Origin of the sequence: Streptomyces sp. NPDC046925 (assembly GCF_040644915.1) — a bacterium.
GTDB lineage: Bacteria > Actinomycetota > Actinomycetes > Streptomycetales > Streptomycetaceae > Streptomyces.
The window spans coordinates 59,795-75,657 of the sequence record NZ_JBEYWZ010000006.1; the positions used below are offsets into that span (position 1 = coordinate 59,795).

A 15,863-nucleotide genomic window follows, 5' to 3' on the forward strand; every position below is an offset into this window, starting at 1 on the left:
GATGACCGAGAACACCGTAAAGACAGCACTCACCCCGGCCACCCACACGACCCCGCCCGCGAAGTTCTCCCACGGCGTCAAGAAGGGCAACATCCTTCAGGTCGCCGGTCAGGTCGGCTTCCTCCCCGCCGAGGAGGGCAAGGCCCCCACCCCCGCGGGCCCCACCCTGCGCGAGCAGACCCTCCAGACGTTCGCCAACGTCAAGGCGATCCTCGAAGAGGGCGGCGCGACCTGGGACGACGTGATGATGATGCGCGTCTACCTCACGGACGTGGACCACTTCGCGGAGATGAACGAGATCTACAACGCGTACTTCGAGGAGCAGGGCCTCAAGGCCCCCGCCTCGGCCCGCACCACCGTCTACGTCGGCCTGCCCAAGGGTCTGCTCATCGAGATCGACGCGCTCGCCGTCCTGGGCTGATCCGCCCCTCTCGCTGAAACCCCCGCAAGCCGTAAGTCGTCACGGCGCGGCTCCCAACTCCCCCCTTCGGGAGCCGCGCCGTGATCCCCCCTGCCCCGAAAGCTCCATGCACTTACGAGGTCAAAGATGTCCCCGTCCCCCTTCGCCGCGCTCGCGGCCGCCGCCCCCGCAGAGGCACCACCTCACACCGGCGGCATCCTCACCCTGATCGACGGCACCGCCGGTCTCCTGACCGTCGCCGCGCTCGGCATCGTGCTGCTCCTCTTCCTGATCATCAAGGTCAGGCTCCAGCCCTTCGTGGCGCTGCTCGCGGTCTCCATAGTCGTCGGCCTCTCGGCCGGCCTCTCCGTCACCGAACTCTTCGGCACGGTCCAGAAGTCCGACGCGGTCTCCGTCATCGAGTCCGGCATGGGCGGCATCCTCGGCCATGTCGCGATCATCATCGGCCTCGGCACGATGCTCGGCGCGATCCTGGAAGTGTCGGGCGGCGCCGAAGTCCTCGCCTCCCGTCTCCTCGGCCTCTTCGGTGAGAAGCGCGCGCCCCTCGCGATGGGTCTCACGGGCCTCATCTTCGGTATCCCGGTCTTCTTCGACGTCGGCATCTTCGTCCTCGCGCCGATCGTGTACGCCGCCGCCAAGCGCTCCGGCAAGTCGATCCTGATCTACTGCCTGCCCCTGCTCGCGGGTCTTTCGATGACCCACGCGTTCCTGCCGCCGCACCCCGGCCCGGTGGCCGCCGCCGGTCTGCTGCACGTGGACCTCGGCTGGGTCATCCTCATGGGCATCGTCTGCGGCATCCCGGCCGTCCTCGCCGCCTGGGTCTTCTCCGCCTGGATCGGCAAGCGCATCTTCGTGCCCGTCCCGCAGGACATGGTCGAGGCCGCCGACGAGGCCAAGGCCGCGGTCGTCGCCGAGCAGCGCGCCGCGGGCGTGCAGCCGAGCGAGAAGCCGGTGCCGCTCGGCATCGTGTTCGCGATCATCGGAACGCCGCTGTTCCTGATCCTCCTCGCGACCTTCTCGTCGATCGCCTTCGACCCCTCGACCCTGCGCAGCGTCATCGAGTTCTTCGGCAGCCCCTTCGTCGCCCTGACGATCGCCCTGCTGATGGCGTACTACCTGCTCGGCATCCGGCGCGGCTGGTCCCGCAAGTCCCTGGAGACGGTCTCGACCTCGTCCCTGAAGCCGGTCGGCAACATCCTGCTCGTGGTCGGCGCCGGCGGCATCTTCGGCGCGGTCCTCAAGGCGAGCGGTGTGGCCACGGCCCTCTCGGACACCTTCCAGGACGTCGGCCTGCCGATCATCGTCCTCGCCTACCTGCTCTCCCTGGTCCTGCGCGTCGCCCAGGGCTCGGCGACGGTCGCGATCGTCACGACGGCGGGCATCGTCGCCCCGCTCCTCACCGAGGGCGACTACTCCCAGGCGTTCATCGCCCTGGTCATCATGGCGATCTCGGCGGGCTCGATCTTCGCCTCGCACGTCAACGACGGCGGCTTCTGGATGGTGGCGAAGTACTTCGGCATCTCGGAGCGGGACACCCTCAAGACGTGGACGGTCCTGGAGTCGGTCCTCTCCATCGCGGGCTTCGCGGTCGCGGCCGTGGTGAGCCTGTTCGTCTAGCGCGCTCGTACGTTCATGGGGGCGCCCCGGCCGTCGCGGCCGGGGCGCCCCCGACCCGTTTCCGCCCTGCGCGCGCCCGGAGTACGACCGGCGGCAGCGGTCCAATGGAAGGCGAGGGGAGAACGGAACGGGCTTGTGATGGCTGTGACGCCGGTGCGATCCTTGCCGCCATGTCACCGCCTCCTCACATACCCGATCACGGATTGGTGCTCGAGGAGGTGAGGAAGGTGCGGCGGGCCGGCGTCGTCAGACTGCGTGAGACGGACACGCCCGAGCTGATCCGTATCGCCGGGGAACTGCCCGCGGCCGACGGCGAGTTGTCCTTCGGTGCGGTCGAACGGCTGCTGCGCGCCGCCGTCGCCACGATCGGCGGCGGCAGCCTCCAGACCGCCGCCGAGTACACCCTCGGCCTCGCCCAGGGCACCCGCGACTGGCCACCCGCCGACCGGCGCCGAAGGGCCGCCCAGGTGTACGGGGTCAGCGTCGAACGGTTCCGCAAGCACCACGAGTTGATGGTGCTCGGACAGATAGCCGAGCAGGTCGTCGGCATCGCGGTCCGGACACCGGGGGAGGACGGCGGGACGGCGGGTGGACTGCCCGCCGCCCACCGCGAGCTCCGGCTCGCCCTGCACGGGCGCGCCGTCACCGTCACCGTGCACGTCCACTCCGTGGACCTGCTGCGGGACGTGGACGTCGTCGTCTCGCCGACCAACACGTACTTCGCGCTGCCCGCCGCCTACAAGTCGTCCGTGTCGGCGACCCTGCGGAGAGCCGGCGCGCGCAAGGACCCGACGGGGGGTCTCGTCGAGGACCACGTCCACGACGAGTTACGGGGATGGGCCGCCCGGCACGGAACACCGGGCCGGGCGGCCCTGCCGGGCACGGTCGTCGCCACCTCCGCCGGCGCCCTGGGGGAACAGGGCGTCCGGCGGATCTACCACGTGGCGGTGGCCGTGCCCCGGCCCGAGACCAACGACTACGACGTACAGCCCGCCGACGTGACCCGCGGTGTGGCCCGCGCCTTCGCCCTGCTCGCCGAGGAGTCCCGGGCGAGCGATCCGCCCCTCACCTCCATCTGCCTCCCGCTGCTCGGCGCGGGGCGCGGCGGCCTCCCGCCGCTGGAGAGCTTCGGCGCGCTGTGGGCCGCGGTGGAGGCGGAGCTGGCCCGCGGCGCCGACTGGGACATCCACTTCGTCGTCCGCCGCCATGCACGCGCCGACCTCATCGAGAGACTGCTCGCGGGGCTCACCGACCGCGGGGCCCGGGATGCCAGGGGGAACCCGTGAATCCGTACGCCGTGCTCGCGGCCGCCGCCGCGCTCTGGGACCGCATCGCCGAACGGCTCGACCAGCCGCTGCGCGACCGCCTCGCCACGCTGCTGGGCGTCGTACGCGCACCGGACGCGGACGAGAGCGCCCGCAGGGAAGCGGCCGACCGGGCGGCGGGGCTGCTGCGGGAGCGGCTGCCGGAGGAGTTCGGCGCCGGGGGCGAGGCGCGGCTCACCCTGGACGCCGGGCCGGCGGACGCGGTCGGCGAAGACCTCGGCTACCAGGGGTTCCGTTTCGAGGACCTCGCCGTACTCCTGATCGACGGCCACCGCATGGTCGGCCCCGTGCTCGGCCCGGTCCGCGAACGGCTGCTCGCCGCGCCCGCCCTGGACGCCGACACCGTACTGCGGCACGGCGGCAACCCCTTCGCGCCCGAGCTGATCCGGCTGCCCGGCGCGGGCGGACTGCCGCGTCTGCCGCGCTTCCAGTTCTCCGAGGACGCGATGCCCTGGCTCGTCGTGCTCGAAGTCAACGCCGTCCTCGCCGCCGACCGCGACCCCTGGGGCGCCGCCGACTGGTGGCTCTCCGCCAACGCCTGGCTCGGCACACCGCCCGCCCAGCTCCTCGGCGCCGGACGTGACCGACAACTCGCGGACACCGCACGGTTCTTGATGGAGGGTGAGTAGCGTGCCCAACTACCGCCCGCCCGAGACCATGACCGGCACGCCCGCCAAGGTCACCCTGGAACGCGGCACGATCCTGCACCGCGTGCACAAGTCCCGCCGCGACGCCGCCGGATTCAACCCCGGCCCCGCGCACTGCCTCTACGGCGGCGGCCGCTTCGACGGCACCGCCTGCGACCCCTACGGCTACCTCTACGCGGGCCTGAGCCCGGCCGCCGCGGTCTGCGAGACGCTGCTGCGCTCCCTGCCGTTCGACCCGGCGGGCGGCCCCCGGCTGCTGCCGCGGGTCGGCGTCGAGGGGCGGCGTCTTTCCACGCTGCGGCTCACCACCGACCTCACCGTCGTATCGCTGATGAGCGCACAGGAACTGGCCGCCGTCCACCAGGACAGCTGGCTCGTCCAGACCGAGGCGATCGACTACGCGTACACGCGCGACTGGGCCCACTGGATACGCGACCACACCGACCCCTGGGCGCAGGGCTTCGTCTGGTCGTCGAAGCGCGAGCCCGGCGACCGCACGGTGCTGCTGTTCGGCGACCGGTGCCCGCAGGGAGCCGTCGAGGCCGTCGAGGCGAACGCGGTGGACTTCGGCACGGCGGACGGCGAGCAATGGCTCAACTCCGTTCTCCAGCCGTACTATGCGCGCCTCGCGCCCTGAGAGCCCTCTGAACACGCAGGCGTCACCACACGCAAGGGCCACCACACGCAAGGGCCACCACACGTAAGGGTCACCACACGCAAGGGCCACCACACGTAAGGGTCACCGTGCTCGACGAGAACAGCCGGTCGCAGCTCGAAGAAGAGCGGGACGAGGTCCTCGACCGCATCGCGGAGCTGCCGTCCGATGCGCAAGAGGCGCCCGTGCTGTGCGCGTACGCGGGCGAACTGAGCTACCGCATCTACCTGACGGCCGGGAGCGAGCCGGACGACGCCGACCTGCAACTGGCCTCCGAAGCCTTCGCCCTGGCCTTCGCGGCGCCCGGCGCGGACGACGACTGGCACGCCTGGCGGATCGTGTACGCGCACGTACGCGCCTTAGAGTACGACGCCGAACCCACCCCCGAACTCCTCGCACAGTGCTGGGAGTTGTTGCTCGACGGAACCGAGTCCCTGTCCGCCGACGATCCCGCGTACGACGCCCCGCGCGTCCTGGGCCGCCACCTGCTCGCGCTCTGCGCGAGGGAGCGGTACACGCGAGCCGGGGAGGCGCCCCGGGAGGAGCGGGCCGCCCTGCTCGACGAGGCACTGCGCCGCAGCGCCGACGCCGACACGGCCCTGGAGGCGGGCAGCCAGGAAGTCGTCGACCTGTGGGAGGCGCAGGGATTCCTGCGGCTCGAACGCTGCCTGCTGGGCGGCGGCGCCGAGAACGCGGCGGCCGCCGTCGCGCACTACAAGGCGGTGCTCGAAGCCGCCCTGTCCGGCACCGACCTGCCGTTCGTACGGCACAGCCTGGGCGTCGCGCTGCTCGTGCACGGCAGGGCGACCGCCGACCGGGACGAACTGGAGGAGGCCCGCGAGGCGTTCGGCACGGCGGTCCGCGACGCCCGCAGACGTACCGGCGAAGAGCCGTCGTGGGCCGGGGAGGCGGAGAGCAGGGCCGTCTTCGTCCGCGTCGTGATCTGGTCCACCTGGAAGGACCAGGCGCACGCGGCGGCGGGCGAGGTCGAACTGATCGCGCTGCTCAAGAGGCCGGGCGTGGCGGAGGAACTGCTGCCGCAGATGCTCGACGGATTCGGGCGGCTCCTCTACGACAGGGCGAACGTCCGCGGTGACGCGGCAGGCTGCGACCGGGGCATCGCCCTGATGCGTCGCGCGGTCACCGAGTGGCAGCCCGAACGGGACGGCAGTGTCACGGCGGCGGCCCTTTTCCTCGGCTTCTGCCAGCAGACCCGCCACGCCGCCGACCCGGATCCCGCCCGCGTCGCGGATGTCGCCGAGGCGGCCGCACTCGCCCTCGCGGACGAGAACGCGGTCGCCGAGGTGCGCAAAGGCGCGCGGATTCTCGCCGCCTGGGCCCAGTTCCGCGGCGCCGAACAGAAGGACGGCGCGCGGTCGTCGCAGGACGTGGAACTCAAGGACGTCTACGGCGAGTTGTTCCGCGACATCGAGGAAGGCCGTACGTTCCTCGACTTCAGCGGGACCGACGAGGACTTCCCCGGGCTCCTGGCGGGCTTCAGCCCCGAACGCCAGGCGGCCGTGTTCGACGAGATGTACGCCGAGTGGAGTGCGCTGGAAACCGGCCAGGGGCGCGCGAAGGGCGCCGCCCTGCTGCTCTCGCACCTGCGGATCCTCGATCCGCACGGCGTCCATGTCAGCGCCGCCCAGAAGGCCGATCTGGTGGCGGCCGCGCTCGAACACGGCAAGGACGACCCGCAGTGGCAGCACACCGCGCACATGGCGGCGGGCTCGGCCCTGATGGCCGACGAGATGGCGGGCGCCGGAGCCGGCATGGACGCGGTCCTCGACCACTTCGCCCAGGCACAGGCCGCGGGCGCGCGGGCCGGCGGCGGATCCGCCGGGCACGGGCTCGACCTGGCGAGGATGATGGCCACCAACCACCGGGGGCAGACCGGCGGCGGCGCGGACGACGTCGAGGCGGCCCGCGCCCAGTGGCGGGAGCTGCGCGACCGGCCGGGCCTGCCCGCGCACACCCGCCTGATCATGGACGCGCAGCAGGCGTCCTTCGACGCCCAGACCGCGATCCGGCACGGTGACCTCGAAGCCGCGGACCGGCACACCGCCGTCGTCATCGAGGTGCACGCCGGTCTCGACCCCGAGGACCCCTCCCGCGCCGAACTGTGGACGCTCATCGAGATCGACCGGATGATCCGCGACGACTTCGCCGAGCAGATCGGCGAGCCGCCCGCCCCGCCCCTGGTCGGCAGGCCCACCGCCGCGAGGCTGCGCAGGGACGCGGCGAAGCTGCCGCGCGACCACCGGGCCTGGGTCCTCGGCGACAGCGGAATCGTCCGCTTCACCCGGGCGAAGGAGTCCCTGGACTCCGCCGCCCTCGCCGAGGCGATGGAGCTGGTCCAGGAGGCCCACGACCTGGCCGACGAGGGCAGCGACAGCAAGCTGCGGTACGCCTCCTGCCTCGGCGCGGGCCACTGCGCGCTCGCCGAGATCCAGCGCGACCCGCGGGCCCGCGAGCGCCACCTCACCCGGGGCATCGAGATGCTGGAGTACTCCTACGGCGTGGTCGGCGGCCCCGAGCACCGCCTGTACGCCTCCACCGGGCTCGGTCTCGCCCGCGCCTACCGCGCCCGTGACTCGCTGCGCGCCGGCGACCGCGCGACCGCACGCCGCATCGGACTGGACGCCCTGCGCGGCCACGCCTGGGCCGCCCTGCTCCAGTCGGGCACCGAACACGCCACGCAGGCCGCGGAGAAGGCCACCGGATCGGCGCTCGAAGTCACCGCGTGGTGCCTGCGCGACAACGCCCCCGAGGACGCGGTACGCGCGCTCGACGCCTGCCGTGGCCTCGTCCTGCACGCGGCGACCACGTCGAGCACCGTGCCGGAGCGGCTCGCCGCGGTCGGCCGCGAGGATCTGGCGGACCAGTGGCGCGGGGTGGGCGCCGCTTCCGGGGAGGCCGCCGACCCGCTCTCCGCCACGCAGGCACCCCTGTCGGTCCCCAGCGCCCTGCGCCGCCGCGTCCTCGCCGCGCTCACCGGCGAGGAGGCGCCGCCCGGCGAAGGCACCGCGCAGGACCGGCTCCTCGACCCGCCGGCCCCCGCCGAGATCGCCACCGCCCTGCGCACCCTGGGCAAGGACGCGCTGGTCTACCTCGTCCCCGCGTCCGAGGACGGGGGAGGAGCGGCGGTCGTCGTCACCAACGGCGGCGACGTGCACTCCGTGCCGCTGCCGAAGCTGAGGGAGGACGCGGGCCCGCTCAAGGCGTACACGCCCGCGGGCGAAGGCGTACGCGACATGGGCCCGGTGCCGGGCCACGCCCCGCCCGCCCCCGCACCGGCCGCCGCGGCACCCCACCGCGAACGGCTCGACCGGCTCTGCGGCTGGGCCTGGTACGCGGCGATGCGCCCGCTCTTCGACGCGTTCGCCGCGCCCGGCAGACCCGGCAGGGTGCCGCGCCTGGTGCTCGTCCCGATGGGCGCGCTCGGCCTCGTCCCCTGGCACGCGGCCTGGGGCCACACGGACTCCGGAAGCCGCAGGTACGCGTTGCAGGACGCGGAGATCTCGTACGCCGCCTCCGCGCGCCTGCTGTGCGACGTGGCCGCGAGGACCGCCGTCCCGCACACCGGGCGCGCGCTGGTCGTCGGCAACCCGACGGGGGACCTGCGGTATGCGGGCGAGGAGGCGGACGCCGTGCAGCGGGTGTTCTACCCGGACGGGCAGTTCCTCGGGGATCGCTCCGGCGGCCGGTCCGACGGGGCGGGCACTCCGCAGGAGGTGGTGTCCTGGCTGCGGGCGGGCGACGAGGACAGCGGCGGCGTACTGCACCTGGCCTGCCACGCGACGGTGACGGGCCGGTCCGGACTGCGGGGCAGCGCGCATCTCTCGCTCCACGACGGCGAGTTGTCGGCGGAGGAACTGACGGAGGCGCTGAGCGGCGGCGGCCGCGGGCGCCTGGGCCTGGTGCTGCTCGCCGCCTGCCGCAGCCATGTGTCAGGACGCGGCCACAACGAGGCGTACACGCTCTCGACGGCGTTCCTTGTGGCGGGCGCACGCTCGGTCATCGGCTCCCTGTGGCCCGTACCGGACGACGCCACATCCGTCCTGATGTTCCTGACCCACCACTTCCTGCGCACGGAGGGAGAGAGCCCCGCGAGAGCGTTGCGCCGCGCCCAACTGTGGATCCTGGACCCCGACCGCGAACTCCCGCCGGATCTGCCGCCGTTGCTGGCGGCGAGGGCGGGGGGTGTGGACCCGGATGACTTGAGCGGGTGGGCGGGGTTCACGCACCTGGGTCAGTGATCCCCGGCACCACGGTCCGCACCGCGATGGTCCGGGTGGCCCAGAGTCCCGGACCCCCACCGCCTCCGACGCGCCCCAAGTCCCGGCTCCCGCCGCTCCCCGAACGCCCCGAAAGCCGCAGCACACCATCCCCGAGGGCACCCTCACCGGACCGCGAAAGGCCCCCGCCCACTCCCCACGCGGGCAGATGAAACGGCACGGTGTTCAACTCCCTCTCCGCCACCACCAGCTTCAACCAGTCCCGCGCACTCGCCCCGCCCACGACGGCCCGCCCCACGGGCAACGACAACTGCACGGGCTGCCCGTCGAGCGCGTACCCCGTATGCCCCGGAGCGATGAAGTGCCCGGGAAAGAGCTCCGCGTCACTCCGGTAGCCGTCCGTCAGGTCGAGCAGCATGCACCACAGCGGCCGGTCGGGAGAGCGGTTGTGCAGCCGGATCGAGACCCACGGACTCTCCGGCCCGCCGGCTCCCCGCGCGTAAGGGCAGACGATCTCCCCGTCACCGCCCGGAAGCAGCTCCGTACCCTCTTCGTCCCGCGTCCCCCACGGCTTGATCTCCACCCGCACGAGCCCGTCCAGCAGCGAGGGCCGCGACGTGAGGTCCCGGAGCTGATGCCAGCGGGTGAGATGGACCAGGCAGTCCGCGACGCGCCCCGCGTCCGCCGACGGCAACGGCTCCACGAACGGCGACCCGTCCCTGCGCAGCACATGCGCCGACGCACCCCGGGCCTCGACCCGGAAGTGCAGGTCCCCGGCCTCCGCGGGCGAGTCGACCACCCGGAGCAGCGGCGACGAACCGAGCACATCCCGCAACCCCTCCGAAGCGCCGTCCGCTTCGGCCCCGGTGACCGCCACCGCCACCGTCGCCGGGGCGAGCGCGAGCGCGGACAGGGCCACCGGATAGACCCGCGACGCGACCGGCGCCCAGTCCACGGGATCGACGAGCGTCCGGTGCCCGTGCACGGCCCGCGCCCGTACGACCCCGCCGTCACCGGCACCGGGCAGCACCGTGAACTCGGTCCCGGAAGCGGCCGCCTGCGACCCCTCGCGCAGCCCGTGCCCGCTGCCGCAGTCCACCTCCCAGCCCTCGGTCCCGTACCGCAGGAGGTAGGGGCTCGGCGCGCGCGAGACCGAGCCGCCCAGGAACGGCAGGTCCGCGACACCGCCGGGCTCGGCAGGATGGAGAACCGGCTGCTGTCCGCCCCCGGAACGCTGGAGCCGCGCGTCGGCGGCGGACAGCAGCTCACGGTAGGTGGCGTCCGCGCCCGCCTCCCGTACGGCGCCGAGCAGCGCGTAGGTGAAGGCGCCCTGCCTGCGGCCCGCGAAGTGGCCTTCGTAGGAACGCTGGTCGAGCCTGCTCGCGGCAAGCAGCACATGCCGCCGGAGACCACTCGCGGGACCGCCCCCGGCGCCCGTCGCCTCCCGCGCCCCGGTCGCGTCCGCCCCCGTGAGGCCCCAGTCCCATCCGTCCCCCGGCGGCGCATAGCGCGCCGTGAGCTCCGAGTCCCGGGTCGCGCCCCCGGCGTAGCAGCAGTCGAGCACGGCCGCGGTGTGCGCGCCGCGTGCGGCGACCGCGTCGAGCAGCACGCCCAGGCGCTTGTCGGGCAGCGGGCCGTCCACGCAGACGAGGGCCTGATTGCGGCCGGTGGCCTCGATCAGGAGGTCCGCGCCCGTCGCCCGCGACTGCGTGCCGTGCCCGGAGAACCAGAACAGCGCCGTGTCCGAGGGTCCCGCGGCCCCCAGATGGTGCTCGATGGCCTCCGTGACGGCGGCTGTCGTGGCCTCGGCGTCCAGCAGGACCCGTACGTCCGCCGTCGCGCCCGCGCGTTCCGCGAGCAGCCGGCCTGCCTCTCTCGTGTCGTTGACGCATCCGGTGAGCGGTGTCGCCATGTCCCGCGGATAGTCGTTGATGCCCACCAAGAGCGCATAGATCGTCCCCATGGCGGAGAGTCTGACAGCGACGGGGGTCCGCCATCGCCCCCGCACTGGGCGTGAACAGGTCGTCTTTCGGGCGCGGTTGGGTCAAGAGCCTGCAAATGTCCATGTCAGGTCGCACTATTGACGTGGCGTCACTATTCTTCTGGCACCGCTTGCTTCCTCACGTACTACTCAGCACTTCACGCGTCACCGAGCACTTCACGCGCCACTCCGCCGGCCCTGCGCCGGCTCACCACCCATGACTCTCGGGGGACACATGGGGCACATCGAGCGTCCACGGCGAATCGTCCAGACCGGGCAGCAGCTCACGCCCGGCCTCGGCAAGGAACAGCGCACCACCCGGGCTCCCGGTGCGGCGGGCCCGCACCGCCGCGAGCTGTACCGCGCACGGGAGCGGCCCCTCATGGACGCCGTGACCCGCCTTGACGCGGGGCTCGACGAGGGAGCGCGCCGGCAGCTCGCGGAGTGGATCGGCGAGGAGTACCGGACGGCCTACGGGGACGTGCCGCTCGGACTCGTCGCCGTCTGCCACCTGGGCCCGCCCTACATCGACCACGTCCTCAACCTCTTCCACGTCATCCTGCGGCACTTCGCCCCGGCCGAACCGATGCCCGAGCCGTTCGCGCAGGCCCGGATGCTGGTCAGGTCCGGCGGATACGCGTACGTCGAGGTGTACGACGGCGGACTGGTCCTCCCCGTGCTCGCGGACGGAACCGTCGTACGCCCCTGAGCCGCCCCCTCCCGGCGTGACCGCCCCACAGCCCCAACCACCACAGACCAGTGTGATCGGAGACCCGTATGTCCGAGGTGGACTACACGCTGCGCCGTCAGGTGCAGGAAGTCAGCAACCTCGTGGTCAGGCTCGGCGAGCAGGTGAGCTCGGTGTCCGGCCAGGTGGCGACTGTCGACAGCAATCAGCAGCAGACCCGCAGTGAACTCCAGCAACTGCGCGACGAGTTCATGGCGTTCGTCAAGCAGGCCGAATCCACCGCCAACGTGCAGCGCGCCGAGACCCGGATCGGCGTCATCCAGGACCAGGTGGACCACGAGTTCGGCCACCACAAGACGGTGCGCCGCACCGCGGTCGGCATGCTCCAGGCCTTCGACGTGGGCCTGGTGTCCGAGGACAACGTCCGCATGGTCAGCGACCAGCTGATGATCCAGACGCCCCGCTACTGGCTCGCGCCCGCCCTGGTCGCGCTCGCCTCCTGGTCGGCCGACGACCGGGAGCTGTGCGAGCGCGGCGTGGAGGAGGCCTTCCGGCGCTCCCCGGACCGCACCGCGCTCTTCTTCGCGCTCGTGCTGCGCCGCCAGGGCCGCAAGGAGTCCGCGGTCCGCTGGCTGCGGCACTACCTCCTCGCGCAGGACCCGGCGGCGCTCGGCCGTGAGTTCGCCGTCATCCTGGAGTCCATCGCGCAGGGCGCCTTCGGCCTCGTCGGCCGTGAGCTGCTCACCGACACCCTCGCGGGCTGGCGCGAGCATTTGGCCGACGACGCCCAGTCGCGGACCCGGCAGGTCACGCGGTGGCGCGAGGAGATCGACTCGCTGCGCCAGCCGTCCGCCAAGGCCGAGTTCCCGCGCCTGGCGGCGGTCTCCCCGCAGTGGCCCCACCTCGACTCGGCCTACAGCTCCGCGCGGGCACAGCAGGCCCTGCTCGACAAGTACCGGGCCATCATGAAGCGGGAGTTCGAGCCGTCGGACCGTGTCGAGGACGCGGTGGACGACATCCTCGACCGGCTCGTGTCCGAGTACGACGACGAAGAGCTGCCGCTGCGCCGCGACCTCGCCTTCAACCACGCGGTCGTCGGCCACGACGGCGACGTCGTCGCGGCCCGCAAGGCCTCCGACGCGGACTCCGCCTCGTACGAGGAGACGCTCGACTATCTGACGGTGCAGACCACGGCGGCGCTCAACCCGTCCGCGATCGGCACGTCGGCCGCCACCCAGCGCCTTGCCGTCGCCGCCTGCAACGAGTGGTTCTTCGAGGCGCACACCGGCTTCACGCGCGACTACCGCACCTCGGTGCCGCAGGACGTGACGGCGCAGTTCGGCACGGCGCACACCGTCGGTGCGCAGACCTTCCATCTGCCGCCGTGGACCGGCTCGTTCGTCCGGCCGCTCGCCGAACTGGAGAAGTCACTCGCGGGCCACTGGGACCAGCACATGGCCCCGTTCATCGCCTCGCTCGCCTACCCGACGGCCCGCAAGGTCGCGCCGCTGATCGCCGTCGTCGCGGGAATCCTGCTCCTCGTCGGGGCGATCCACATCGGCTTCGCGCTCGTCGCCGCCGTCATCACCGGCGGCGTATGGGGGCTCGTCCTCCACAACGGCGCGCAGGCGGCCAAGCGGAACCAGGACAACGCGCGGCAGCTCCTGGAGCGCGCCAAGACCGACTCGCTCCATCACTTGCGCGGCGCGTCGGCCGAGTTGACCGACTGGTACGAGAAGTACCGCGCCGCCGACCGGGTGGACGCGGACTGCCGCGAAATGATCACGTCGCTCGCCACCGCGACCCAGGGGGGCTCCCCCTTCGAGGGCCGTACCGTCGTCAAGGAGAACCAGTGATGAGCGTTCCCCCGCAGCCCCGGCAGTCACCGGACAGCCAGCGCCCGCAGACCCGTTCGCCGTGGGCCGCCACCGGCAAGCCGCAGGGCGAGCGCGTCACCAACCGGCTGCGCAGGATCGCCGAGGGGCTGCCCGACTGGGAGCCGCTGCCGCCCGGCGAGACCTTCGTGCGGCGCCCCGGAAGCTCGGCGTGAGCACGGGGGCGAACGGACTGTGGGGCGACGGCGGCGCCTACCAGGCCTGGGTCGCCTTCCTGCGCCGCTGGGCCGATTTCGAGGACGTCGACCCGGCCGCGCTGCCCGCGATCACCGAGGAGCAGTACGACGGGGCGACCGTCCAGCGGCTCACGGTCCACCTCGGCGGCGCCCTCGACCGGCGGCTCAAGGAATGGGCCCGGCAGCTGACCCTCGCGATGGGCCCCGCGAACGACGAGTTCTCCTACGGCCGTGAGCTGGCCCAGGCGAGGACCGGCCTGCAGTCCATCCGCGCCATGGCCGGCCACCCGGGGCTCCCGCAGAAGCTGCGCACGGCCATGACGGAGCTGGTCGACCGGCAGATCCCCGAGCTCCAGGACCAGCTGGAACGCTTCCTCGACGACGCGATACGGCGGGGCGGGGACGCACGCCTCCTCGAAGAGCGCCGCCGCACCCTGCGCGACAACGCCCTCACCGGCGTCCTGGCCCAGAGCCCGCCGCCCCCCGCCACCGGCGCCGCCCCCGACCCCTGGGGGTACGACCCGGCCGCCGCACCACGGCGCCGGGTGATCACCGACTGACGAGCGCCCGCCACGAAGGAGCCGGCCCACCCAGCCCCGGCCCACCCCGCCCACTCCCGCGAAGGCCCCATCCGTATGTCGAACTACGCCGAGAGCCTGCACCACCTCGACAGCTACATCTCCGCGCGCGTACCGGTGATCGGCATGCGCACCATCGAGCAGCAGCGCGCCCTGCGCCTGCTGCGGGAGTCCGCCACCCAGCCGCGCCGCAGCAGCATGCCGTTCTGGATCTACACCAGGGCCACGGGCCTGCGTGACCTGCGGACCAATTCGCCGGTCATGGACGACCGGTCGCTCACCGGCGCCATGGAGTTCGCCGCCACCCAGTTCACCAGCAGGGCCAACGCCACGGTGGTCTTCGTCGACCCCGACGGCCTGGAGGCGGACACCCCGGTCACCCGCCACGTGGCCGAGCTGGCCCGGCTCGCCGACAGCAACATGGGCAGCATCGTCCTCATCACGGACACCCCCATCTGGAGCGGCCTCCAGCGGCTCGGCATGAGCCTGCACCTCGACCTGCCGGACGCCGACGAGATGTACGGCATCCTCAGCAGCTTCCTCGGCGACCACCGGGGCCACATCCCCATCGAGTGGAGCGAGGAGGACGCCCGGCGCGCGGCGGAGTTCCTGCGGGGCGTCACCGAGGCGGAGTGCGTCAACCTGATGGCGACCATCGCGGCCAAGGGGTCCATCAAGGAGGCCGACGTCCTGGGCCTCGCGCAGGCCAAGGACCGGATCTTCAGCGATCTCACCGGCCTGGAACGGGTGGCGCTGCGGGAGAGCGACTACTCGATCGGCGGCCTGAGCAGCCTGCGCGAATGGCTGCGCCGCAAGCACGAGCTGATGCACGCCGACCTGCGCGGCACCGAACTGCGCCCGCCGCGCGGGGTACTCCTCGTCGGCGTGCCCGGCTGCGGCAAGTCGCTCTCCGCGAAGGCCATCGCCCACGAGTGGAAGCTGCCGCTGTACCGCCTCGACATGGGCAGCATCCACGGCAAGTACCTGGGCGAGTCCGAGGGCCGCTTCCGGGAGGCCCTCGCGATGGCCGACCGGGTCGCGCCCTGCATCCTGTGGATCGACGAGATCGAGAAGGGACTCGCGGGCCGCGACGACGGCACGGGAGTGCCGCAGCGGATCATCGGCCAGTTCCTCTTCTGGCTCCAGGAGTCCCAGTCGCGGGCCTTCGTCGTCGCCACCGCCAACGACGTCCGCAGCCTGCCGCCCGAGCTCCTGCGCAAGGGCCGCTTCGACGAGCTGTTCTTCGTGGACCTGCCCGACGCCGACGAGCGCAGGGAGATCATCTCCCTCTACCACCACCGCTATCTGAAGACCGCCCCCGAGACCGAGCAGGTGAACCGGCTCGTCGACCTCTCCGAGGGCTTCGCGGGCTCCGACATCGAGTCGGCCCTGCACGACGTGGGCGCGGAGGCACTCCTCAACGGCGGCGCCGCCAACCTGAAGCCCTCGCTGCTCCTGGACACCTTCGCCAACACGGTGCCGATGAGCAGGGTCAACCCGGAGCAGATCGAGGAGATCAGGGCCTGGGGCCGGGAGCGCGCCGTCCCCGCGGGGCGGGCATCGGTCAGCTCGGCACCGGGCGCGGCGAAGCCGGCGCGGCGGATCGTGTTCATGGACGACTGACGGACGGGGTGGGTGCGGG

The 15,863-nt window shown here is 72.6% G+C and carries 12 protein-coding genes; 11 read left to right on the forward strand and 1 reads right to left on the reverse strand.

Features of this window, described 5'->3' with window-relative positions:
- Position 1 precedes the first annotated feature (1 nt).
- The 6 genes from ABZ906_RS24680 (at position 2) to ABZ906_RS24705 (ending at position 8,924) form a co-directional block, all read left to right on the forward strand.
- The gene (locus ABZ906_RS24680; RefSeq protein WP_361181956.1) at positions 2-421 is read left to right on the forward strand and encodes a RidA family protein; all 420 of its coding nucleotides are present in this window, start codon (positions 2-4) and stop codon (positions 419-421) included.
- A gap of 126 nt (positions 422-547) precedes the next feature.
- On the forward strand, positions 548-2,038 hold the full coding sequence (locus ABZ906_RS24685; protein ID WP_361385993.1) for a gluconate:H+ symporter: 1,491 nt from the start codon (positions 548-550) through the stop codon (positions 2,036-2,038).
- Between the two features lie 170 nt (positions 2,039-2,208).
- Positions 2,209-3,324 carry a hypothetical protein gene (locus ABZ906_RS24690; RefSeq protein WP_361385996.1) on the forward strand — a complete coding sequence of 372 codons (1,116 nt, stop codon included), beginning with the start codon at positions 2,209-2,211 and terminating at the stop codon, positions 3,322-3,324.
- Positions 3,321-3,992: a hypothetical protein gene (locus ABZ906_RS24695; protein WP_361385999.1), complete on the forward strand. Its 672-nt coding sequence runs from the start codon at positions 3,321-3,323 to the stop codon at positions 3,990-3,992. Before ABZ906_RS24690 ends, ABZ906_RS24695 begins: the two co-directional genes overlap by 4 nt.
- Position 3,993: 1 nt before the next feature.
- Entirely contained in the window at positions 3,994-4,647 is a 654-nt protein-coding gene (locus ABZ906_RS24700; protein ID WP_361386002.1) for an RES family NAD+ phosphorylase, read from the forward strand.
- A gap of 107 nt (positions 4,648-4,754) precedes the next feature.
- On the forward strand, positions 4,755-8,924 hold the full coding sequence (locus ABZ906_RS24705; RefSeq protein ID WP_361386005.1) for a CHAT domain-containing protein: 4,170 nt from the start codon (positions 4,755-4,757) through the stop codon (positions 8,922-8,924).
- Here ABZ906_RS24705 and ABZ906_RS24710 read toward each other — a convergent pair.
- Positions 8,905-10,866 (reverse strand): caspase family protein, encoded by a 1,962-nt coding sequence (locus ABZ906_RS24710; protein WP_361386008.1) that lies wholly within the window; start codon positions 10,864-10,866, stop codon positions 8,905-8,907. The genes ABZ906_RS24705 and ABZ906_RS24710 overlap by 20 nt on opposite strands.
- 253 nt (positions 10,867-11,119) lie before the next feature.
- Between ABZ906_RS24710 and ABZ906_RS24715 the strand changes: the two genes are divergently transcribed.
- From ABZ906_RS24715 to ABZ906_RS24735, 5 genes are all read left to right on the forward strand, one after another.
- Positions 11,120-11,593, forward strand: coding sequence for a hypothetical protein (locus ABZ906_RS24715; protein ID WP_361386011.1), 474 nt, complete (start codon positions 11,120-11,122; stop codon positions 11,591-11,593).
- A gap of 68 nt (positions 11,594-11,661) precedes the next feature.
- Positions 11,662-13,428 (forward strand): hypothetical protein, encoded by a 1,767-nt coding sequence (locus ABZ906_RS24720; RefSeq protein WP_361386014.1) that lies wholly within the window; start codon positions 11,662-11,664, stop codon positions 13,426-13,428.
- The gene (locus ABZ906_RS24725; protein ID WP_361386016.1) at positions 13,428-13,622 is read left to right on the forward strand and encodes a hypothetical protein; all 195 of its coding nucleotides are present in this window, start codon (positions 13,428-13,430) and stop codon (positions 13,620-13,622) included. The genes ABZ906_RS24720 and ABZ906_RS24725 overlap by 1 nt, the downstream gene beginning before the upstream one ends.
- The gene (locus ABZ906_RS24730) at positions 13,619-14,203 is read left to right on the forward strand and encodes a hypothetical protein (RefSeq protein WP_361386019.1); all 585 of its coding nucleotides are present in this window, start codon (positions 13,619-13,621) and stop codon (positions 14,201-14,203) included. The genes ABZ906_RS24725 and ABZ906_RS24730 overlap by 4 nt, the downstream gene beginning before the upstream one ends.
- A 75-nt stretch (positions 14,204-14,278) precedes the next feature.
- Complete coding sequence (locus ABZ906_RS24735) at positions 14,279-15,844, forward strand: AAA family ATPase (protein ID WP_361386022.1); 1,566 nt, start codon at positions 14,279-14,281, stop codon at positions 15,842-15,844.
- The last annotated feature ends 19 nt before the right edge of the window (positions 15,845-15,863 follow it).

Coding starts and splice junctions, on each gene's coding strand:
- ABZ906_RS24680 (WP_361181956.1), top strand. CDS start 2: ATGACCGAGAACACCGTAAAGACAGCACTCACCCCGGCCACCCACACG.
- ABZ906_RS24685 (WP_361385993.1), top strand. CDS start 548: ATGTCCCCGTCCCCCTTCGCCGCGCTCGCGGCCGCCGCCCCCGCAGAG.
- ABZ906_RS24690 (WP_361385996.1), top strand. CDS start 2,209: ATGTCACCGCCTCCTCACATACCCGATCACGGATTGGTGCTCGAGGAG.
- ABZ906_RS24710 (WP_361386008.1), bottom strand. CDS start 10,866: ATGGGGACGATCTATGCGCTCTTGGTGGGCATCAACGACTATCCGCGG.
- ABZ906_RS24715 (WP_361386011.1), top strand. CDS start 11,120: ATGGGGCACATCGAGCGTCCACGGCGAATCGTCCAGACCGGGCAGCAG.
- ABZ906_RS24720 (WP_361386014.1), top strand. CDS start 11,662: ATGTCCGAGGTGGACTACACGCTGCGCCGTCAGGTGCAGGAAGTCAGC.
- ABZ906_RS24725 (WP_361386016.1), top strand. CDS start 13,428: ATGAGCGTTCCCCCGCAGCCCCGGCAGTCACCGGACAGCCAGCGCCCG.
- ABZ906_RS24735 (WP_361386022.1), top strand. CDS start 14,279: ATGTCGAACTACGCCGAGAGCCTGCACCACCTCGACAGCTACATCTCC.